This window comes from Nitrosopumilaceae archaeon AB1(1), assembly GCA_033471095.1.
GTDB classification, from domain to species: Archaea; Thermoproteota; Nitrososphaeria; order Nitrososphaerales; family Nitrosopumilaceae; genus Nitrosoabyssus; species Nitrosoabyssus spongiisocia.
In genome coordinates, this window is sequence record CP136752.1 from 158998 (window position 1) to 178346 (window position 19349).

Genomic DNA, 19349 nt, shown 5'->3' on the forward strand with positions numbered 1-19349 from the left:
TAATAATGAATTTACATTGAAAAACATAACATATGGAATAATAGGTATAGTCGGATTAGTGATTATAGGTGTGCTAATTGCCACATTACAAAGTGGACAGGAGAGTAATGATAAACTACGGATTGCATATTTTGCAAATATTGGTCACCTAGTTCCGATCGTCGGATTAGAGCAGGGATTATTCAGTGAAGCATTAAGTGATATTGTAGATGTTGACGTGTATTTATTTGATAGTGGACCGCAAGCAATTGAATCACTCTTTGCTAATTCAATAGACTTGGCATATGTGGGACCCGGTCCTGCAATTAATGGATATGTCAAATCAGATGGTAAGTTGAGAATAATAACAGGATCTGCTAGCGGTGGAACAAGTCTAGTAGGAATTGACGAATCAATCAAGGGCATAACAGATTTGGATGGGAAAAAAGTATCCAGTCCACAACTTGGTAATACACAAGACATATCGTTACGTCACAACTTGAAAGAGAATGGTCTGAAAGGTATGAGATTTGGCGGAACTGTGACAATACACAACGTGGCAAATCCAGATACCTACACTCTATTTGCAAAGGGCGATATTGATGCTGCATGGGTTCCTGAGCCATGGGCTACCATACTAGTGAAAGAATTGAATGGGACTAGAGTATTCAGAGAAGAAACATTATGGTCAGATGAGAGATTTGCATCTGTAGTTCTAGTTGGAAAATCAGAGTATATTGAGAAGAATGAGGATATCATAAAAAGATGGGTACAGGTGCATGAAGAAATAGTATCATGGATAAATGAGAATCCCCTAGAGGCAAAAGAGATATTTCATTCATTCATGTACAAGACATATGGAAAGACAATTCCAGATTACATCATTGATGAGGCCATGAACAATTTGGAGATTACATCTGAATTAAATAAAGAATCCATAATTACATTTGCACAACGTGCAGATGAGTTGGGTTATCTAGGACGTGATGGGTACAGTCTAGAAGAAATATTCTGGGAGGGGAAACTCCCATGAGTATTCTACAAGCAAAAAATATATCAAAAAGCTTTGTACACAAGTACAATCTCAAAGTTCTTGATGGAATAGATTTAGACATTAATGAAGGGGATTTCGTATGTTTGGTGGGACCATCAGGATGTGGAAAATCTACATTTTTGAGAATACTGGTTGGATTTGAAAAACCCGATGAAGGTAGTGTCATATTCAATGGTAAAGAAGTTACAAGACCAGGATCGGAAAGAATCATGGTGTTTCAGGAAGGGGCATTATTCCCATGGCTAAGTGTCAGAGATAATGTAGAATTTGGATTAAAGATGGCAAATATACCAGTTGATGAGCGCCATAAAATATCCAAGAGATATCTTGATATGATGCAATTAGATAAATTTGTAGATTCATTTACATATCAATTATCAACGGGTATGAAACAACGCGTGGCAATTGCCAGAGCCCTTGCTATGGATCCGGCCATACTACTCATGGATGAACCGTTTGCATCCCTTGATGCGTTTACTAGAGATTTACTAATTAAAGAGATGCAGGCCATATGGAGTAAGACTAGAAAGACAATCATATTTGTGACACATAGTGTCATAGAGGCAACCATGTTGGGAACAAAAATTGCAGTATTTAGTGGTAGGCCATCCCAGATTAAGAGAATAATAGATGTGAGTCATGACTATCCACGATCAGCGCAGGATGAGAAATTGGTAGAACTTCAAAAAAAATCTTGGCAGAACTTGGTAAAAAGGAAGAGGACAAATCATGAATGTGTGGATGAAAAAAGTAGTATTCTTTTTAGCGCTAGTCATCATATGGCAGGCAGTAGCATACTCGAATGTATGGGCAAGTAATGTATTTCCATCACCGCTAGACATTATCGAGGATTTGGCATACATGGCATCAGATGGCAGTTTATTTTATGGAATTGGTACTAGTCTAGCAAGACTAGCCATAGGATTATCAATTGCAATATCCGGTGGCATAGTTCTCGGAGTATTAATGGCGCGTGTAGATACCATCAATCAAACTATCGGATCATTGGTTTTAGGATTACAATCAATACCATCCATTGCTTGGGTACCACTAGCAATACTGTGGTTTGGACTGACAGATGGAGGGATCATATTTGTTACTACCATCGGGGCAATATTTGCAGTTACCATAAACACATACACTGGAGTGAAAAATATTAATCCCCATTATATTGAAGCGGGAAAAAACATGGGAGCACATGGTAGTAAATTAATAACAAGTGTGCTACTACCTGCAGCATTTCCTTACATGATATCAGGTTTTAAACAGGGTTGGGCATTTGCGTGGAGAGGAGTAATTGGAGCAGAGATACTATTTTCATTTTTGGGACTCGGTTTCATACTCAATGCAGGAAGACAGTTGAATGATGTCTCTGAAATTATTGCCATAATGATTGTAATTATGGGAATTGGAATGTTGATGGACGGTGCTATATTCAAAAGATTAGAGAACAAAGTAATGATTAGATGGGGATTGCGATAATTCCATACCGAGTTGCAAATGGAATATGTGGAGAATCATTCATAAAATGAATATTTACCGATTAAAAATTATTGAAATATGATTATATTCAGCTTGTAATTTATATAGAAAAATGAGCAACGAAAAATGCATAAATGAATGAAGGGATAAAATCGACTCATCAGAATTTAGACGTTTTCAGACTTGGCATGATTCTACAAAATATAGATAATTTTGATACAACTACGTTTAAGGGCAGATTGACACTTCAAAAAACAATATATCTTTTACAAGTATTTGGACTTTACATTGGATATAATTTTTCATGGTATTTACGTGGACCGTATTGTTCACGATTGGCAAGAAATGGTTTTGAATTAGAGAATATTTATGAAAATATACACCAGGGATCATTTGAAAAAAAATCATCGCAAAAACGATTTCAAGAATTTTTAAAATTTATGGCTAATAAAAAAAATGATCCAGATCGAATTGAAATTCTTGCATCAATTCATTTTTTGAAAAAAATACACACAGATATGAAAAAATCTGAAATATTGAATAAAGTGAAGAAAAAACAACTCAACTTTACAAAAAAACAGTGTGAAGATGCATGGAGTGAATTAAAAATGGAGAAATTGATATAATGTCGTTAAAATTAAAAGAAAAAATCACATTTCCACAAAAAGAGATAAAGAAAACAGTTTCGAGTAAATATCACACAGTACGTAAATCATTGAGTAGTGACGATGCAGCACTATTTTTTATGCTGACAGATACAACATATGGAGATAAGCATCAAATCAATATTGAAAAAGTACACAAAAATGTATTTCAAAAAGCAAAAATTGCCAAAATAACAATATCTGATGAAGATATGGAAACATTAGAAATTATGCTAGATCCAAAAATGAGAGAAGAGATCAAATCTCGTATGGATGATGTAAAAAAAGGGAATCTGGTATCATGGAACAAGGTAAAAGACACGGTCTAATTTTTGAGATCAAACTACACAAAAATGTTGAAAAAACACTAAAGAAAATGAAAAAACATGACCCTAAATTATTATCAGAGATAAGAGTCAGGTTTGAATCTCTAAAGAAAAATCCAAATCTTGGAAAAAAATTAAAGGGTGACCTTGAGAAAATATATTCCATCTCTATCAAGAAATTTGATTTTCGAATATTATACATTAAAGAAAAAAAAGATATAATCATCATATTAGCAATAGGTCACAGAAGAAATATTTATGACAATATGAAACAATATTTAGAATTATTAAAAGTTTAATCTTGAAGAAAGATTCTGTTGCAACTTTGGGTGTTATTCAAGTTTTGTTAAGATAGCAAGACATTCATAGTGTTAAATTATCTGTGGCCAAGTACAATATGGATTGATTCTGAAATTAGAGTGTGTTATGTGTGATGAATATTCATTGAAACCACTCAACATTAAAAATCTAGAAACTATCACCATACAGATTCATTGATCTTATTACTATACAGTATACTAGTCTGAATTAACATTTTGACTGTATCTAGTACTCAGTTTTGAATTTTGAAGAATTGTAAATCTATGTTATATGTAACTAATTTCCACACCACAAATTATGTAACAGTTATTGTAATAAATTGTGATACAGACACATTACCTGCATCTCCACCTAGTAGTACTCTGTGTTTGCCGATAAGAGCAGTATCAGATACAACTATATTATAATTTATGGTATTTCGTAAAGCAGCATCTTCTGGATCAGAACCAAATGGTATAATGACAATATCAGATAACGGAGAGAATATGTTGGATGTTGGAGATACTGTACCACCTGTTTGATCTGCAACTTTTTCAAGCGTGGCAGATACAGTTCCTACTGTTCCACGTGGAATGACGACATCTGTATCATTGAAGTTTAACGTGTAAGGTAGTGGTATTGACGTATCTACAACACCGATATTATTTTCAACCCATTCTGTAAACCATATTAAATCTCCATCTATAGCAAAGTCAAATACTTGAGCCAATCCACAATTTTTCATTATTTGACAATCAGCCCAAAATGGATTCATCGAGGGTATCAGATACTCGACTAGAACCTCAGATTCAGGATCAAATACGCCTATACGATTTGCAGTTTGCTCATTGAATACAAGAAGGTTATCATCAGTAACATCTATCCAATAAGGTCTAGAAACAGGATTAACAATTACGCCAGTAACATTACCATACGTAGATACAGTGGGAATTGATGTAACATATCTAGTAAAAGTCTCTTTGATGGGATCAAATTTAAAGAAAAAGTTACTAGATGTATCTACAATCCAAATATTGTCATTTTTATCTGCCACCAATCCATTTGGCGTGGTCAGACCAGGGGGAAAAGGATATGCCTTAGAACTATTGGTCAATACAGAATCTAAATCATCACGGAATGAGTCGAAAGGTATGTTGGAGAGTACACCACCTTTTTGAAATACCCAGTTTGTAAACCAAAGAGAACCATTAGAGTCAAGAGCAACATCACTAGTAAAGGAATTTTCTACAGGAGACGGAAGTAGAGAGTATTCAGTATCCATGGATTTTGCATCTGCTATATCCAATAGAGCTAATTTAGCACCTGTAAAATCATTAATAATAATTGAAGAGTTTATTATGCTTAATTTTTGTGGTAAGGAACGAGTCTCAACAGGGAATGGGATCATAGTATAAGTATTCATAACAGGATCAAATTGCCAAATAGAATCAAAACTATCATCGGTGAACCAAATGTTTCCATCAGAGGATGAATCTATACCCCACATCATCGAACGTGAATCAGAAGTCCACTGTGGATTTGGATAATCAGTAAACGTTTCAGTTTTAGGATCAAACATTCCCAGTCCACCAGTATTTGTTTGTGTAAACCACACATTAGAGGAGTCATCCACAAATATTGCCAAAGGTTGAACACACCAAGTTGATATTTTATATTCTGTAATATAGGGGGTGGTCTTTGCCGTACTAGATTCACAAAAGCGAATCTGCTCATCAATAGAATAACTATTAGGATCTCCAGATACACCGTCACCAATAGAATCATCAGGCTCTGGAATTAATCCTGGTATACCTATCACAACTCCTGATGTCAACATTAGACCACCAAAAAATGCAAATGCTAAAATTCCTTTTGTTCGTTTTTTCACAAAAACAAAATGATAATAGACGTTAATATTTTATTCCAATGATTAATTCTATAAAAGACGCATATCGCCAGTTATATCGTCAATTCTGTTCCCATCTGCTGGTCCCAAACAGATGCACGTTACTGTACCCGGTTCAAGCTGAGTATGCCCTGCATCAGATACCTCAGCCCACGGAATATCCATTTCTGCAGCAGATCGCTTGAGTTTAATAATATCAGAGATACCAGATGCTCGAACTACTATTTTCACTTGAGATGGCCACCACGAATCATACCAATCAGAATAATTACGTCTGGCTTTATCGGCAGCCATTACACATGCATGACCTACTTGAGCGGCAATCTTACCTTTGCCCATACCTAGATCAGTACGAACAGCAATCACTTGTTTGAAATCAGCCATGAGTATTAATGAGTTACATCATAATTAAAAGCATATCAAATTTGACAAAGTTGTTTCATAATTGTAGAATTGACAACACGAATACAATAAATAATTACACGATACTGTAATAATCATGTATGATGTAATAGTGGTAGGTGGCAGTATTGCAGGGCTACTATGTGCAAGAGAGATTGCAAAAAATCATTCAGTATTAGTTGTAGAAGAAGATCATGAGATTGGAACACCAGAGCATTGTGGAGGTCTTGTTAGTAGGAAAGGATTGGATTCCATTGATGTTCCTATACAAAGGAGCGCCAGTAGAGTGAATAAAGCTAGATTGTATGCACCTAGTGGGAAAAATTTGGAGATAAATTCTATGGCACAAAATATACTCCAAATTGATTGCAGAGAACTTGATAAACAAGTAGCAATTCAGGCACAAGAGAATGGCGCAGAGATTATGGTTGGAAATAAATTTTTAAAATTTTCAAATAATATAGTACATACCAGTCAGGAAGATTTTGAGTGTAAATGTATGGTTGATGCTAGAGGCATACAGGCACTAGCAAACAACGACAGAGAGGGATTTTTATCTTCTGCACAATATCAGGTGTATGCGGATTGGATTGATGGCGAAACTGTAGAAATTTATCTCGATCAAAAATTATATCCTGGGTTCTTTGCATGGGTTATTCCCATTGGAAAACATGTTGGCAAGGTTGGCATTGCAGGTAAAAAAATTAATGCAGAGAAGACAGTAGAGAAATTCATGGAGAGTAGAGGTAAATATTCAATCATGAGAAAAATATTTGCACCTATTTGGATCAAAGGTCCAATCAAGCAATTTGTTACTAATAATGTAATAACAATAGGTGATGCAGCTGGACAGACAAAACCTACAACTGCAGGAGGCATATATTCAGCAGGGATGGGAGGCATACTAGCAGGAAATGCAATTGATAAATTTTTAAAATCTCAAAATAGTGAAGAGTTGAATCAATATAAAATACAATGGCACAAGATGTTTGGTGCAGAATTTGAAAAGCAGTTTTTGGGGAGAAAAATCCTAGAAAAACTTGATAATTCCACCATAGATTCACTATTTTCTGCAATATCACCTGAAATGATACAAGATATGGCAAAAAGTGAAGATTTTGACTTTCATAGTGGAATGCTGATCAAGATGCTAGGTGTAAAAGGAACTTTCAAGATTGCACAGATGTTACTTGGTAGTGAATTTAAAAAATTATTAAAATAAATAGAAATGATTTAATCAGATAGGTCTCTACTATACTGTTATGCTTCCTAAAATAGATCAAGAGATTGGCATGGATGTGTATAGTACTAATTTTGTAGGTTGTGGCGGTCGTATAAAGGAGAAAAATGAAGATTTTCAAGTTGTAGAATTATTATCTAAATCTATTCTAGAGGATATAAACTCAAAAGGCAAATACACAGTATATAATTTGAAAAAAAATGGGATAGATACAACACACGCTTTGAATTTAGTTAGAAATAAGACTGGTATGAATCTAAAAGCACTTGGTCTCAAAGATGCACACGCAATGACAGAACAATATGTCTGTACAACAAGAACACAAACTGGAAATAAATTAGTAAACACAGACAAGGTAAGCATATCACAAATTGGATTTGTAAATAAACCATTTTCAAAAAAAGATATGATAGGAAATCAATTTACTATAAAGATCAACGATATTAAATCAGATATTGCAAGTTTGAATGATGAAATAATTTTAAATTTTTATGGATATCAAAGATTTGGATCAAAGAGACCGGTTAGCCACAAAATCGGCAAAGCCATCATACAAGGAGATTTTCAATTGGCAGTGGAGACACTTTTAGGGGCTACATCAGAATATGATACAACAGAGAATAATAAAACAAGACAGAGATTAGCAGAGAATAGTATATCGTATGAGGAGATTCCAAAGGGCATGGATTTAGAGAGGATGATTTATCGAAAAATGACAGAGTGTGGAGATTATCTTGTGGCATTACGCAATATACCAGTATCTATGAGGAGATTTTTTGTTCAAGCCTATCAATCCTTTCTATTCAACAAGACACTGAGTAGAATATACAAAGATGAGATATCATTGGAGGCCAAAGATGGAGATGTCTGTTTTAATTCAGATGGAAAAATTGGAAAATATAATTTTAAAGCAGATGATAAACTTGCAATTCCATTTGTCGGATATTCCTATTACAAAAAGACAAGATTTCATGAAATAATATCAGAGGTTTTACAAGAAGAGAATATTAAACCAGCCGATTTTTTCACAAAACAGATACAAGAGGCAGGTAATGAGGGAGGGTTCAGAGAGGCACTAATCATGCATCAAAATTTTACAGTAACTAATAATATCATATCATTTATGTTAACAAGAGGTTCATTTGCAACTATACTTTTACGAGAGATTATGAAACCTGAAAATCCACTAGAGTCAGGATTTTAAGTTTCTTTATCTGGCATGAGATTTGCAAACACTCTATTGCCGAATTGTTTACACTCAGGACTAGTATTATCTCGATTAGATTTACACTCTTCAAATATTTTAGACTCTACCCATGTTCTATATGTAAAACATTCTGGACTTTCAAGATCATTATTTTTTAGACATTGTGAAAATTGAATACCATTTTTGAATTTTACACAGGATTCAGAAACAAAATCAACGGCTTTACAATTTTCAAATTCTAATACTTTTTGTCTCTTTATGCTATCTCCATACAAGACATCATCTGCAACAAATAAGCTAAGAATTCCAATAGTAGCAAGTGAAAATGCCACCATGAACATAGATATGCCCACAGCACGATAATTATGTGGATTTTCGTCGCTCAATGAGTAAAAATTCATTCAAGTAGAATTTAATCCTTTCAAAAGGGAAGATTAAAAATTAAACACAGATGAGTATTTTGTATAGTTATGGCGTTTCAGATATTTCAATATGAGTTTCTGGGTCCGATAAAAATCTCAGAGTGGGGACCACCGATGGAAGAGGTGGTATATCTGATACTCTCAAAAAAAGATGAAAAATTCCACATAATATACACCGACCAAACTGCTGGAACTCAAAAGAAAGATTTTTTCACGAAAGATTTAGAATCAGATTGTTGGCATACACATGGAGGGATATCAGATGAAATTTATCTTGCAATATATCCCATGTGGAAATCAGATGAGAATGCAAGGAAGCGTCTAGTAGATAGAATAATAAACAAGTTTAAACCAGTTTGTAACGAGAATTAAGATTTTCTAACCATATTTTCAACTTTGAATATATGAAGTGTAAGAAAATATATAGCTTTTTTTAAATGGTTAAATTCTTTTAGAGTGTGTGATTGTTGATCTACTAATACAAGAAGTGTTTTTGTGACGTTACGTTGCCAGTTATCTTCAGAAGATGCCTCTAGAGCATTAATTTTAGATTTTAGTGCATCTAGTTGTTTTTGCATTTCATCACTTTCGCTGTGAAGTTGAAGTTTATCATCATTACATGGTTTAATCTCAGTCATGACAATTCCTCATCTATTAATTGGATAGAGTCAACATACTCTTTGCACTGACATCCAGGGATCATACATTTACCTAGTTTTAAGAGAGATGCACCAGGTTCAGAGGTGTTGTGAATATCAGAGGTGTGATTACAATTGTCACAGTTCATAAAAAAATATAATCTAGGCTACATTTAGCCATTTTGAAAATATGTTCTGTTGCAACTTTGGGTGTTACTCATAAATCAATGAATTATAATTGTTATTATAAAAACAGTAAATTATACCACAAATGTGTTCACAAATTGCAACGAATCAATAATGTATTTCCTTGTTAATGGCAGTCCTGATACAATCTTAGAATTATATTTTTTGCTTTTCATAACACTGCAACAGTTAGGCATACTAGGGGACTCGCTCAGATGCCCATTTGCGATTTTATACAAGTCTCTTGCGTGTATTTCTATTTGTGACACTCCGTTCTGCCTAGCGTCATTCGTTCATAATATTCGATAAATTGTCAAACTCTAAAATTATTGGTATATCAATTATGGCCATCATCATAAGTTTGGGATCTGTGGCTTTGACCACACTATCTATTTCAAATATTCCCAGTATTAATGAATATGTTGGTCTTTATGACAAAAGTGTCGAATTATTAAACAAGATGAAAGAAGTACAGAAACTAAACAATGAATTGATACAGTTAGAATCTTACGCAAATGTCGCAACCTTAGAACGTGATAAACTTTGAGACAGTTCAATAAGATATATGCTGAAATCACCACAGAGTATAATGAAGAGTATATAGTCTATTAAACACTCTTTTGACAAGATACTCTACAAATAATAAATGGGATCGTTATGATGAAATTTTACAGTATATGACCGTATTAGAAAATAATTATTTAAAAGATACCAATGCTCATAATGCTCATTTGAGTAATTATTTTGATGATCTTTTAACATAACGTTCAACATATAATAACAAATACGGTGATTTGGCAAATAAGATATCTGATATTATTGACAAGTAGTGAATAAAATGTATTTGAGATTCTTTTTTATACACTGGATAAAAACGGAGACAAAATAACATGGATGTTTTATTGATTGTATATCTCACGATTAATATTTTGATTGCGTATATCAATCAAGCAGATCTATCTTTTACACATTATCTTGGCAGATATGGATTTTATATTCTTCTAGCAGGATTATTAATTTATGGTTCATATATGTTGATTACAAGAAATAGTGATAAATCCAAGAAGAATCAAAAGAAATAAAATTAAAATAGAGATTATAGTATCGCTCCATGAATAGCACCCGAATTTGCAATAGAGTCTTTACTATGATTATTAACAATTAACTCATTGCCACTAGTACCAAGTTTATTTGGTGTGGATTTTACAGATATGTCACATAAATAGTCGGCAAATATCTCAGATTGAGTTTTTAAATTAATAGTATCAGATTCGTCATATTGCATATATCAAATATTTAATTTTTTTCCATCACATCATTGTGGTCAAAATTAGGTTTGAGTGAAATGATTTTATGTAAGGAATTTAAGATACGAGTTTGACAGATTTAATTTTTTTATGTAGATAAACAAATGCCAATGTTGGTAGACCAACATAAATTAGCAAGTTGATAGCAATTACAAGTAATCCCAAAGCCAACACACTATTCTCCGAGTCATCTGCCATCGTCATTATAGAGACACTAGAGAGTAGAGGATATAGAATAGTCTGAATTATTTCACGCAGTAGAGGGTTTTCACGCTCAGCATCTGCAATTATAGGTGAAAAGGTGTAATAGATTTGGTTGAATGATGTTATAAATGATATTCCAGGTAGACTAGTCATTAAAGTTGTATCACGTATCTCTCTGAGCATTTGTACTTGTTGTGAAAGCTCAGTTCCATATACTGCTGTTGCGATTAGACAACCACCTTCAGTAGTGGTAGTAGTAGAGTTATCATCCTTCATGGTTTTATTGTCCATTATGGTTTTATTGTCCATTATGGTTTTATTGTCCATTATTGTTTTATTGTCCATCATAGTATCATCATCCATCATGGTATCATTATCCATCATGGTATCATTATCCATCATGGTATCATTATCCATCATGGTATCATTATCCATCATAGTATCATTATCCACTATGGTTTTATCGTCCATTATGGTTTTATCATCCTTTATGGTACCGGTAGATGCAACAGGTAGTGTAGAATCAAAAGTGATGGAACCGGTGGGTTGAGAAATATCTACTAATTTTTGTTCACTTGTAAAGAAAGTATTAGAGTATACGCTAGCCTTTACAGATACAAAGCGTTCATCAGAAGACACTAGACCCAAATAGACGACTCTGTCAGAGTAGGGCTGTGTTAGGGAGAGTTGAGTTGCAATTACCCCTAGTTTGGAACTACTAATAGTAACAAAAGCATCATCAGAGGATGGGCTAGCAATAATTTCAACTAGTTTTTTATCATCAGCTGACTTCCCAAGATACTTTGTGAATAATAGCCTCTGCAATTATTGGGGCTTGACCACCAGTGAATATACGACCTGCGCCGCCGCCTCCTGAGCTACTGCCATCACCACTACTAGTAAATGGAATAGGTGCAGGTACTTGAGTACTAGTGGCACCGGTGGAAGATGTTAGAGCATAGGTGGATAGGTGAGTGGTGTAAATTGTTACATGAGTGTTGTCATCTACAAAACATTCGTTTGTGGAAGTAGTGGTTAAAAGAGTATTAATTTCTGCGATATTACTAGTACCACAGGATGATATCTGGGTTGGTGTAGAGCCAATAGTATTTACATAATATATATTATGATTATTTCCACCTTGATTTTCAAATACAATAGACGCAACTGTATCACCTAGGTTGAGATCAATTGTTACATCTCCCAAAGTTATAACTGTAATCGTTACATGACTAGTAGTAGTCTGACCTACAGTTGTAGAGGGTATAGTAATAGTAGCAGTACGTGGTGCAAGGAATTGCGAATCCCAAGTACCATCATGAGTAATAATAGTACTAGTAGGTATCATGACTGTAATGACATTAGTAGATACAAGTTTGGCAGTTAATCCTGCAGTGATATTAGTAGTGTTTAAAGTAGTAGCGACATAATTGATAGTAACATTTTGATGTTCAGGTGTGAGAATTAATGGTGCGTCCACATGAATAGTGGCAGGAGATAATACCTGATCGTCTGATGAAATGATGTTTTGGACACTGAATGATGGGTTATTAGTAAGTATACCATTATTTGCAGTATCTACAATTGAATTTGCATTAATAGTTACCCGAGTACCATCAACTGACTCGATAAAAACGTTAAATATAGATTCGGTGGCTGTGCTGTTAAAAGTTAGAACCAGAGTAGGATTGTTTGTATAATTAACATTAGAAGGGAAAACGAATCCTATAAGCAATTGTGATGGATTAGTTATACTTACATTTTCACTAAATGTAATGGATAGAGTGTGTGTTTGAGCATCATATACTGGAGTACCAACGACTGTTGGGGCAATAGTGTCACGAACAATTACAGTTCTATTCACTTGGATAGCATCTCCTACCGAATTCGTAGAGTCGTATGTGATGGTATAGTTGCCCAAGGTATCAGGATTTACAGTGTCACCGCCAATGACTATTGTAGAGCCATCATGAGTGGCAGCTCCCAGTTCAGAGTAGGATGTGCCTTGCTCTACGTAAATAGTAGCATTACCATCCAGTGTAATGATTGGTGAATATAAGGTGGTATATCCCAGTATCACAGCAACTAGACTATTATTTGCAGCATCTGTGATGCCAAGTCCAGTAAGAGTCAAATTATTGCTAAGAGTTGCTTGATTTATAATGTAAGATCGGGATACAGCCGAAGGATAAGTTACAACCAAAGTAGGATTGTTTGTATAATTAATAACACCAGAAAAGTTATTGGAACCAGATAAAACAAATTCTAATGAGTCAGTTATAGTTACATTTTCACTAAATGTAATGGTTAGAGTGTTTGTCACAGTATTATAAATCGGGGTACCAACGACTGTTGGTGGAGTAGTGTCACGAACAACTATAGTTCTATTCACTTGGGTGGCATTATTTCCTGCTGAATCAACAGAGTCATAGGTGACGGTATAATTTCCCACGAGAGATGAATTTACAGTGTCACCACCAATTGTTACTAGAGAACCATCATCAGTAGTGGCGTTTTGCTCATTATATGTAGCGCCAACAAATAGTGTTATGGTACTATTGCCATTCAGTGTGATTACTGGGGGAGTAGTGTCACTAACAATTACAAGCCTATTCACTTGGGTGGCATTATTTCCTGCTGAATCAACAGAGTCATAGGTGACGGTATAATTTCCCACGAGAGATGAATTTACAGTGTCACCACCAATTGTTACTGGAGAGCCATCATCAGTAGTGGCGTTTTGCTCAGAGTAGGATGAGTCAAGTTCTACATAAACAGTAGCATTACCAATTAGTGTGATTACTGGGGGAGTATTATCTGGTGCATCAGAAATTATCACAGTTCTAACAACTTGGGTGGCATTATTTCCTGCTGAATCAACAGAGTCATAGGTGACGGTATAATTTCCCATGAGAGATGAATTTACAGTGTCACCACCAATTGTTACTGGAGAGTCATCATCAGTAGTGGCGTTTTGCTCATTATATGTAGCGCCAACAAATAGTGTTATGGTACTATTGCCATTCAGTGTGATTACTGGGGGAATAGTGTCACTAACAATTACAAGCCTATTCACTTGGGTGGCATTATTTCCTGCTGAATCAACAGAGTCATAGGTGACGGTATAATTTCCCACGAGAGATGAATTTACAGTGTCACCACCAATTGTTACTAGTAGAGTTATCATCAGTAGTGGCGTTTTGCTCAGAGTAGGATGAGTCAAGTTCTACATAAACAGTAGCATTACCAATTAGTGTGATTACTGGGGGAGTATTATCTGGTGTATCAGAAATTATCACAGTTCTAACAACTTGGGTGGCATTATTTCCTGCTGAATCAACAGAGTCATAGGTGACGGTATAATTTCCCATGAGAGATGAATTTACAGTGTCACCACCAATTGTTACTGGAGAGTCATCATCAGTAGTGGCGTTTTGCTCATTATATGTAGCGCCAACAAATAGTGTTATGATACTATTGCCATTCAGTGTGATTACTGGGGGAATAGTGTCACTAACAATTACAAGCCTATTCACTTGGGTGGCATTATTTCCTGCTGAATCAACAGAGTCATAGGTGACGGTATAATTTCCCACGAGAGATGAATTTACAGTGTCACCACCAATTGTTACTGGAGAGTTATCATCAGTAGTGGCGTTTTGCTCAGAGTAGGATGAGTCAAGTTCTACATAAACAGTAGCATTACCAATTAGTGTGATTACTGGGGGAGTATTATCTGGTGTATCAGAAATTATCACAGTTCTAACAACTTGGGTGGCATTATTTCCTGCTGAATCAACAGAGTCATAGGTGACGGTATAATTTCCCATGAGAGATGAATTTACAGTGTCACCACCAATTGTTACTGGAGAGTCATCATCAGTAGTGGCGTTTTGCTCATTATATGTAGCGCCAACAAATAGTGTTATGGTACTATTGCCATTCAGTGTGATTACTGGGGGAATAGTGTCACTAACAATTACAAGCCTATTCACTTGGGTGGCATTATTTCCTGCTGAATCAACAGAGTCATAGGTGACGGTATAATTTCCCACGAGAGATGAATTTACAGTGTCACCACCAATTGTTACTAGAGAGTTATCATCAGTAGTGGCGTTTTGCTCAGAGTAGGAATGAGTCAAGTTCTACATAAACAGTAGCATTACCAATTAGTGTGATTACTGGGGGAGTATTATCTGGTGCATCAGAAATTATCACAGTTCTAACAACTTGGGTGGCATTATTTCCTGCTGAATCAACAGAGTCATAGGTGACGGTATAATTTCCCATGAGAGATGAATTTACAGTGTCACCACCAATTGTTACTGGAGAGTCATCATCAGTAGTGGCGTTTTGCTCATTATATGTAGCGCCAACAAATAGTGTTATGGTACTATTGCCATTCAGTGTGATTACTGGGGGAATAGTGTCACTAACAATTACAAGCCTATTCACTTGGGTGGCATTATTTCCTGCTGAATCAACAGAGTCATAGGTGACGGTATAATTTCCCACGAGAGATGAATTTACAGTGTCACCACCAATTGTTACTAGAGAACCATCATCAGTAGTGGCGTTTTGCTCAGAGTAGGATGAGTCAAGTTCTACATAAACAGTAGCATTACCAATTAGTGTGATTACTGGGGGAGTATTATCTGGTGCATCAGAAATTATTACAGTTCTAACAACTTGGGTGGCATTATTTCCTGCTGAATCAACAGAGTCATAGGTGACGGTATAATTTCCCATGAGAGATGAATTTACAGTGTCACCACCAATTGTTACTGGAGAGTCATCATCAGTAGTGGCGTTTTGCTCATTATATGTAGCGCCAACAAATAGTGTTATGGTACTATTGCCATTCAGTGTGATTACTGGGGGAATAGTGTCACTAACAATTACAAGCCTATTCACTTGGGTGGCATTATTTCCTGCTGAATCAACAGAGTCATAGGTGACGGTATAATTTCCCACGAGAGATGAATTTACAGTGTCACCACCAATTGTTACTGGAGAGTTATCATCAGTAGTGGCGTTTTGCTCAGAGTAGGAATGAGTCAAGTTCTACATAAACAGTAGCATTACCAATTAGTGTGATTACTGGGGGAGTATTATCTGGTGCATCAGAAATTATCACAGTTCTAACAACTTGGGTGGCATTATTTCCTGCTGAATCAACAGAGTCATAGGTGACGGTATAATTTCCCATGAGAGATGAATTTACAGTGTCACCACCAATTGTTACTGGAGAGTCATCATCAGTAGTGGCGTTTTGCTCATTATATGTAGCGCCAACAAATAGTGTTATGGTACTATTGCCATTCAGTGTGATTACTGGGGGAATAGTGTCACTAACAATTACAAGCCTATTCACTTGGGTGGCATTATTTCCTGCTGAATCAACAGAGTCATAGGTGACGGTATAATTTCCCTTGAGAGATGAATTTACAGTGTCACCACCAATTGTTACTGGAGAGTTATCATCAGTAGTGGCGTTTTGCTCAGAGTAGGAATGAGTCAAGTTCTACATAAACAGTAGCATTACCAATTAGTGTGATTACTGGGGGAGTATCATCTGGTGCATCAGAAATTATTACAGTTCTAACAACTTGGGTGGCATTATTTCCTGCTGAATCAACAGAGTCATAGGTGACGGTATAATTTCCCACGAGAGATGAATTTACAGTGTCACCACCAATTGTTACTAGAGAACCATCATCAGTAGTGGCGTTTTGCTCAGAGTAGGAATGAGTCAAGTTCTACATAAACAGTAGCATTACCAATTAGTGTGATTACTGGGGGAGTATTATCTGGTGCATCAGAAATTATTACAGTTCTAACAACTTGGGTGGCATTATTTCCTGCTGAATCAACAGAGTCATAGGTGACGGTATAATTTCCCATGAGAGATGAATTTACAGTGTCACCACCAATTGTTACTGGAGAGTCATCATCAGTAGTGGCGTTTTGCTCATTATATGTAGCGCCAACAAATAGTGTTATGGTACTATTGCCATTCAGTGTGATTACTGGGGGAATAGTGTCACTAACAATTACAAGCCTATTCACTTGGGTGGCATTATTTCCTGCTGAATCAACAGAGTCATAGGTGACGGTATAATTTCCCACGAGAGATGAATTTACAGTGTCACCACCAATTGTTACTGGAGAGTTATCATCAGTAGTGGCGTTTTGCTCAGAGTAGGATGAGTCAAGTTCTACATAAACAGTAGCATTACCAATTAGTGTGATTACTGGGGGAGTATTATCTGGTGCATCAGAAATTATCACAGTTCTAACAACTTGGGTGGCATTATTTCCTGCTGAATCAACAGAGTCATAGGTGACGGTATAATTTCCCATGGAGAGATGAATTTACAGTGTCACCACCAATTGTTACTGGAGAGTCATCATCAGTAGTGGCGTTTTGCTCATTATATGTAGCGCCAACAAATAGTGTTATGGTACTATTGCCATTCAGTGTGATTACTGGGGGAATAGTGTCACTAACAATTACAAGCCTATTCACTTGGGTGGCATTATTTCCTGCTGAATCAACAGAGTCATAGGTGACGGTATAATTTCCCTTGAGAGATGAATTTACAGTGTCACCACCAATTGTTACTGGAGAGTTATCATCAGTAGTGGCGTTTTGCTCAGAGTAGGATGAGTCAAGTTCTACATAAACAGTAGCATTACCAATTAGTGTGATTACTGGGGGAGTATCATCTGGTGCATCAGAAATTATTACAGTTCTAACAACTTGGGTGGCATTATTTCCTGCTGAATCAACAGAGTTGTATGTGACGATATAATTTCCCTGGAGAGATGAATTTACAGTGTCACCACCAATTGTTACTGGAGAGTTATCATCAGTAGTGGCGTTTTGCTCATTATATGTAGCGCCAACAAATAGTGTTATGGTACTATTGCCATTCAGTGTGATTACTGGGGGAATAGTGTCACTAACAATTACAAGCCTATTCACTTGGGTGGCATTATTTCCTGCTGAATCAACAGAGTCATAGGTGACGGTATAATTTCCCTTGAGAGATGAATTTACAGTGTCACCACCAATTGTTACTGGAGAGTTATCATCAGTAGTGGCGTTTTGCTCAGAGTAGGATGAGTCAAGTTCTACATAAACAGTAGCATTACCAATTAGTGTGATTACTGGGGGAGTATTATCTGGTGCATCAGAAATTATTACAGTTCTAACAACTTGGGTGGCATTATTTCCTGCTGAATCAACAGAGTTGTATGTGACGATATAATTTCCCTGGAGAGATGAATTTACAGTGTCACCACCAATTGTTACTGGAGAGTTATCATCAGTAGTGGCGTTTTGCTCATTATATGTAGCGCCAACAAATAGTGTTATGGTACTATTGCCATTCAGTGTGATTACTGGGGGAATAGTGTCACTAACAATTACAAGCCTATTCACTTGGGTGGCATTATTTCCTGCTGAATCAACAGAGTCATAGGTGACGGTATAATTTCCCTTGAGAGATGAATTTACAGTGTCACCACCAATTGTTACTGGAGAGTTATCATCAGTAGTGGCGTTTTGCTCAGAGTAGGATGAGTCAAGTTCTACATAAACAGTAGCATTACCAATTAGTGTGATTACTGGGGGAATAGTATCTGAAATGTTGTTAATTACAGATTGGTTTACAAAGTTTTCTAGTGTTATGTCTGTACTTTGAGTAGAGTGTATTCCACCACTAGTTTTATTATATGAGATAGTGATGATTTCATTTGCAAAGAGAGTTCCGTTTATAATCAGAGTAACAGAGGAAGAGTCAAAAGTAATTAGAAATATACCAGCAGATCTACTAGTAAGAGTAAAGTCAGTAGTAGGAAAAGTCGAATAGTTAATGTTTTCACTAAAAGTAATTGTAATAATAGAACCAGCTGTATCGGTAATAGCAGAAGTTATTACTATACTTCTATCTTCAGGTGCAGATATACGAACAACTATAGTTCTAGTTACCTGAATAGCATCATTTCCTGCTGAATCAACAGAGTCATAGGTGACGGTATAATTTC

General features: G+C 35.7%; 25 protein-coding genes. 12 read left to right on the plus strand and 13 right to left on the minus strand.

Annotated elements, in window-relative coordinates:
* The first annotated feature begins 16 nt into the window (after nucleotides 1-16).
* The 6 genes from R1F52_00990 to R1F52_01015 all read left to right on the plus strand — a co-directional run bounded on the left by R1F52_00990 (nucleotide 17) and on the right by R1F52_01015 (nucleotide 3784).
* A complete protein-coding gene (locus tag R1F52_00990) occupies nucleotides 17-1012 on the plus strand; it encodes an ABC transporter substrate-binding protein (protein ID WOV93248.1) in 996 nt (331 codons plus the stop codon).
* Nucleotides 1009-1851 (plus strand): ABC transporter ATP-binding protein, encoded by an 843-nt coding sequence (locus R1F52_00995; GenBank protein WOV93249.1) that lies wholly within the window; start codon nucleotides 1009-1011, stop codon nucleotides 1849-1851. Before R1F52_00990 ends, R1F52_00995 begins: the two co-directional genes overlap by 4 nt.
* The gene (locus R1F52_01000; GenBank protein ID WOV93250.1) at nucleotides 1775-2515 is read left to right on the plus strand and encodes an ABC transporter permease; all 741 of its coding nucleotides are present in this window, start codon (nucleotides 1775-1777) and stop codon (nucleotides 2513-2515) included. The genes R1F52_00995 and R1F52_01000 overlap by 77 nt, the downstream gene beginning before the upstream one ends.
* Nucleotides 2516-2649: 134 nt before the next feature.
* Entirely contained in the window at nucleotides 2650-3141 is a 492-nt protein-coding gene (locus R1F52_01005) for a hypothetical protein (protein WOV93251.1), read from the plus strand.
* Nucleotides 3141-3488, plus strand: coding sequence for a hypothetical protein (locus tag R1F52_01010; GenBank protein WOV93252.1), 348 nt, complete (start codon nucleotides 3141-3143; stop codon nucleotides 3486-3488). The genes R1F52_01005 and R1F52_01010 overlap by 1 nt, the downstream gene beginning before the upstream one ends.
* On the plus strand, nucleotides 3461-3784 hold the full coding sequence (locus R1F52_01015) for a type II toxin-antitoxin system RelE/ParE family toxin (GenBank protein ID WOV93253.1): 324 nt from the start codon (nucleotides 3461-3463) through the stop codon (nucleotides 3782-3784). The genes R1F52_01010 and R1F52_01015 overlap by 28 nt, the downstream gene beginning before the upstream one ends.
* Before the next feature lie 317 nt (nucleotides 3785-4101).
* Here R1F52_01015 and R1F52_01020 read toward each other — a convergent pair whose 3' ends face one another.
* Together R1F52_01020 and pth2 are read right to left on the minus strand one after the other, a co-directional pair.
* Nucleotides 4102-5673, minus strand: coding sequence for a lyase (locus tag R1F52_01020; protein ID WOV93254.1), 1572 nt, complete (start codon nucleotides 5671-5673; stop codon nucleotides 4102-4104).
* A 48-nt stretch (nucleotides 5674-5721) separates the two neighbouring features.
* Nucleotides 5722-6075 carry a peptidyl-tRNA hydrolase Pth2 gene (pth2, locus tag R1F52_01025; GenBank protein ID WOV93255.1) on the minus strand — a complete coding sequence of 118 codons (354 nt, stop codon included), beginning with the start codon at nucleotides 6073-6075 and terminating at the stop codon, nucleotides 5722-5724.
* Between the two features lie 115 nt (nucleotides 6076-6190).
* On the opposite strand from pth2, the gene R1F52_01030 reads away from it, so the two are divergent.
* Together R1F52_01030 and truD are read left to right on the plus strand one after the other, a co-directional pair.
* The gene (locus R1F52_01030; GenBank protein ID WOV93256.1) at nucleotides 6191-7315 is read left to right on the plus strand and encodes an NAD(P)/FAD-dependent oxidoreductase; all 1125 of its coding nucleotides are present in this window, start codon (nucleotides 6191-6193) and stop codon (nucleotides 7313-7315) included.
* A 40-nt stretch (nucleotides 7316-7355) separates the two neighbouring features.
* Nucleotides 7356-8537 carry a tRNA pseudouridine(13) synthase TruD gene (truD, locus tag R1F52_01035; protein WOV93257.1) on the plus strand — a complete coding sequence of 394 codons (1182 nt, stop codon included), beginning with the start codon at nucleotides 7356-7358 and terminating at the stop codon, nucleotides 8535-8537.
* On the opposite strand, the gene R1F52_01040 is transcribed toward truD, so the two are convergent.
* Nucleotides 8534-8926, minus strand: coding sequence for a hypothetical protein (locus R1F52_01040; GenBank protein WOV93258.1), 393 nt, complete (start codon nucleotides 8924-8926; stop codon nucleotides 8534-8536). The genes truD and R1F52_01040 overlap by 4 nt on opposite strands.
* A 150-nt stretch (nucleotides 8927-9076) precedes the next feature.
* Here R1F52_01040 and R1F52_01045 point away from each other — a divergent pair, with 150 nt between their 5' ends.
* Complete coding sequence (locus tag R1F52_01045) at nucleotides 9077-9334, plus strand: hypothetical protein (protein ID WOV93259.1); 258 nt, start codon at nucleotides 9077-9079, stop codon at nucleotides 9332-9334.
* On the opposite strand, the gene R1F52_01050 is transcribed toward R1F52_01045, so the two are convergent.
* Nucleotides 9331-9600, minus strand: a complete 270-nt coding sequence (locus R1F52_01050) for a hypothetical protein (GenBank protein WOV93260.1) — start codon at nucleotides 9598-9600, stop codon at nucleotides 9331-9333. The genes R1F52_01045 and R1F52_01050 overlap by 4 nt on opposite strands.
* Before the next feature lie 529 nt (nucleotides 9601-10129).
* Here R1F52_01050 and R1F52_01055 point away from each other — a divergent pair.
* Both R1F52_01055 and R1F52_01060 read left to right on the plus strand, forming a co-directional pair.
* Nucleotides 10130-10333 (plus strand): hypothetical protein, encoded by a 204-nt coding sequence (locus R1F52_01055; GenBank protein WOV93261.1) that lies wholly within the window; start codon nucleotides 10130-10132, stop codon nucleotides 10331-10333.
* Between the two features lie 343 nt (nucleotides 10334-10676).
* Nucleotides 10677-10868 carry a hypothetical protein gene (locus tag R1F52_01060; GenBank protein WOV93262.1) on the plus strand — a complete coding sequence of 64 codons (192 nt, stop codon included), beginning with the start codon at nucleotides 10677-10679 and terminating at the stop codon, nucleotides 10866-10868.
* A gap of 14 nt (nucleotides 10869-10882) precedes the next feature.
* Here R1F52_01060 and R1F52_01065 read toward each other — a convergent pair whose 3' ends face one another.
* The 9 genes from R1F52_01065 to R1F52_01105 all read right to left on the minus strand — a co-directional run bounded on the left by R1F52_01065 (nucleotide 10883) and on the right by R1F52_01105 (nucleotide 19086).
* A complete protein-coding gene (locus R1F52_01065; GenBank protein WOV93263.1) occupies nucleotides 10883-11071 on the minus strand; it encodes a hypothetical protein in 189 nt (62 codons plus the stop codon).
* A 79-nt stretch (nucleotides 11072-11150) separates the two neighbouring features.
* Nucleotides 11151-12122: a CFI-box-CTERM domain-containing protein gene (locus R1F52_01070; GenBank protein WOV93264.1), complete on the minus strand. Its 972-nt coding sequence runs from the start codon at nucleotides 12120-12122 to the stop codon at nucleotides 11151-11153.
* Nucleotides 12079-14520, minus strand: coding sequence for a DUF5011 domain-containing protein (locus R1F52_01075; protein WOV93265.1), 2442 nt, complete (start codon nucleotides 14518-14520; stop codon nucleotides 12079-12081). The genes R1F52_01070 and R1F52_01075 overlap by 44 nt, the downstream gene beginning before the upstream one ends.
* Nucleotides 14453-15439 (minus strand): DUF5011 domain-containing protein, encoded by a 987-nt coding sequence (locus R1F52_01080; protein WOV93266.1) that lies wholly within the window; start codon nucleotides 15437-15439, stop codon nucleotides 14453-14455. Before R1F52_01080 ends, R1F52_01075 begins: the two co-directional genes overlap by 68 nt.
* Nucleotides 15420-16358, minus strand: coding sequence for a DUF5011 domain-containing protein (locus R1F52_01085; GenBank protein ID WOV93267.1), 939 nt, complete (start codon nucleotides 16356-16358; stop codon nucleotides 15420-15422). Before R1F52_01085 ends, R1F52_01080 begins: the two co-directional genes overlap by 20 nt.
* Nucleotides 16339-16818 carry a DUF5011 domain-containing protein gene (locus R1F52_01090; GenBank protein ID WOV93268.1) on the minus strand — a complete coding sequence of 160 codons (480 nt, stop codon included), beginning with the start codon at nucleotides 16816-16818 and terminating at the stop codon, nucleotides 16339-16341. The genes R1F52_01085 and R1F52_01090 overlap by 20 nt, the downstream gene beginning before the upstream one ends.
* Entirely contained in the window at nucleotides 16799-17053 is a 255-nt protein-coding gene (locus R1F52_01095; GenBank protein WOV93269.1) for a DUF5011 domain-containing protein, read from the minus strand. Before R1F52_01095 ends, R1F52_01090 begins: the two co-directional genes overlap by 20 nt.
* Nucleotides 17034-17660 carry a DUF5011 domain-containing protein gene (locus R1F52_01100; GenBank protein ID WOV93270.1) on the minus strand — a complete coding sequence of 209 codons (627 nt, stop codon included), beginning with the start codon at nucleotides 17658-17660 and terminating at the stop codon, nucleotides 17034-17036. Before R1F52_01100 ends, R1F52_01095 begins: the two co-directional genes overlap by 20 nt.
* Nucleotides 17635-19086, minus strand: coding sequence for a DUF5011 domain-containing protein (locus R1F52_01105; GenBank protein ID WOV93909.1), 1452 nt, complete (start codon nucleotides 19084-19086; stop codon nucleotides 17635-17637). Before R1F52_01105 ends, R1F52_01100 begins: the two co-directional genes overlap by 26 nt.
* On the opposite strand from R1F52_01105, the gene R1F52_01110 reads away from it, so the two are divergent.
* Nucleotides 19046-19174, plus strand: a complete 129-nt coding sequence (locus R1F52_01110; GenBank protein ID WOV93271.1) for a hypothetical protein — start codon at nucleotides 19046-19048, stop codon at nucleotides 19172-19174. The genes R1F52_01105 and R1F52_01110 overlap by 41 nt on opposite strands.
* Nucleotides 19175-19349 lie beyond the last annotated feature (175 nt).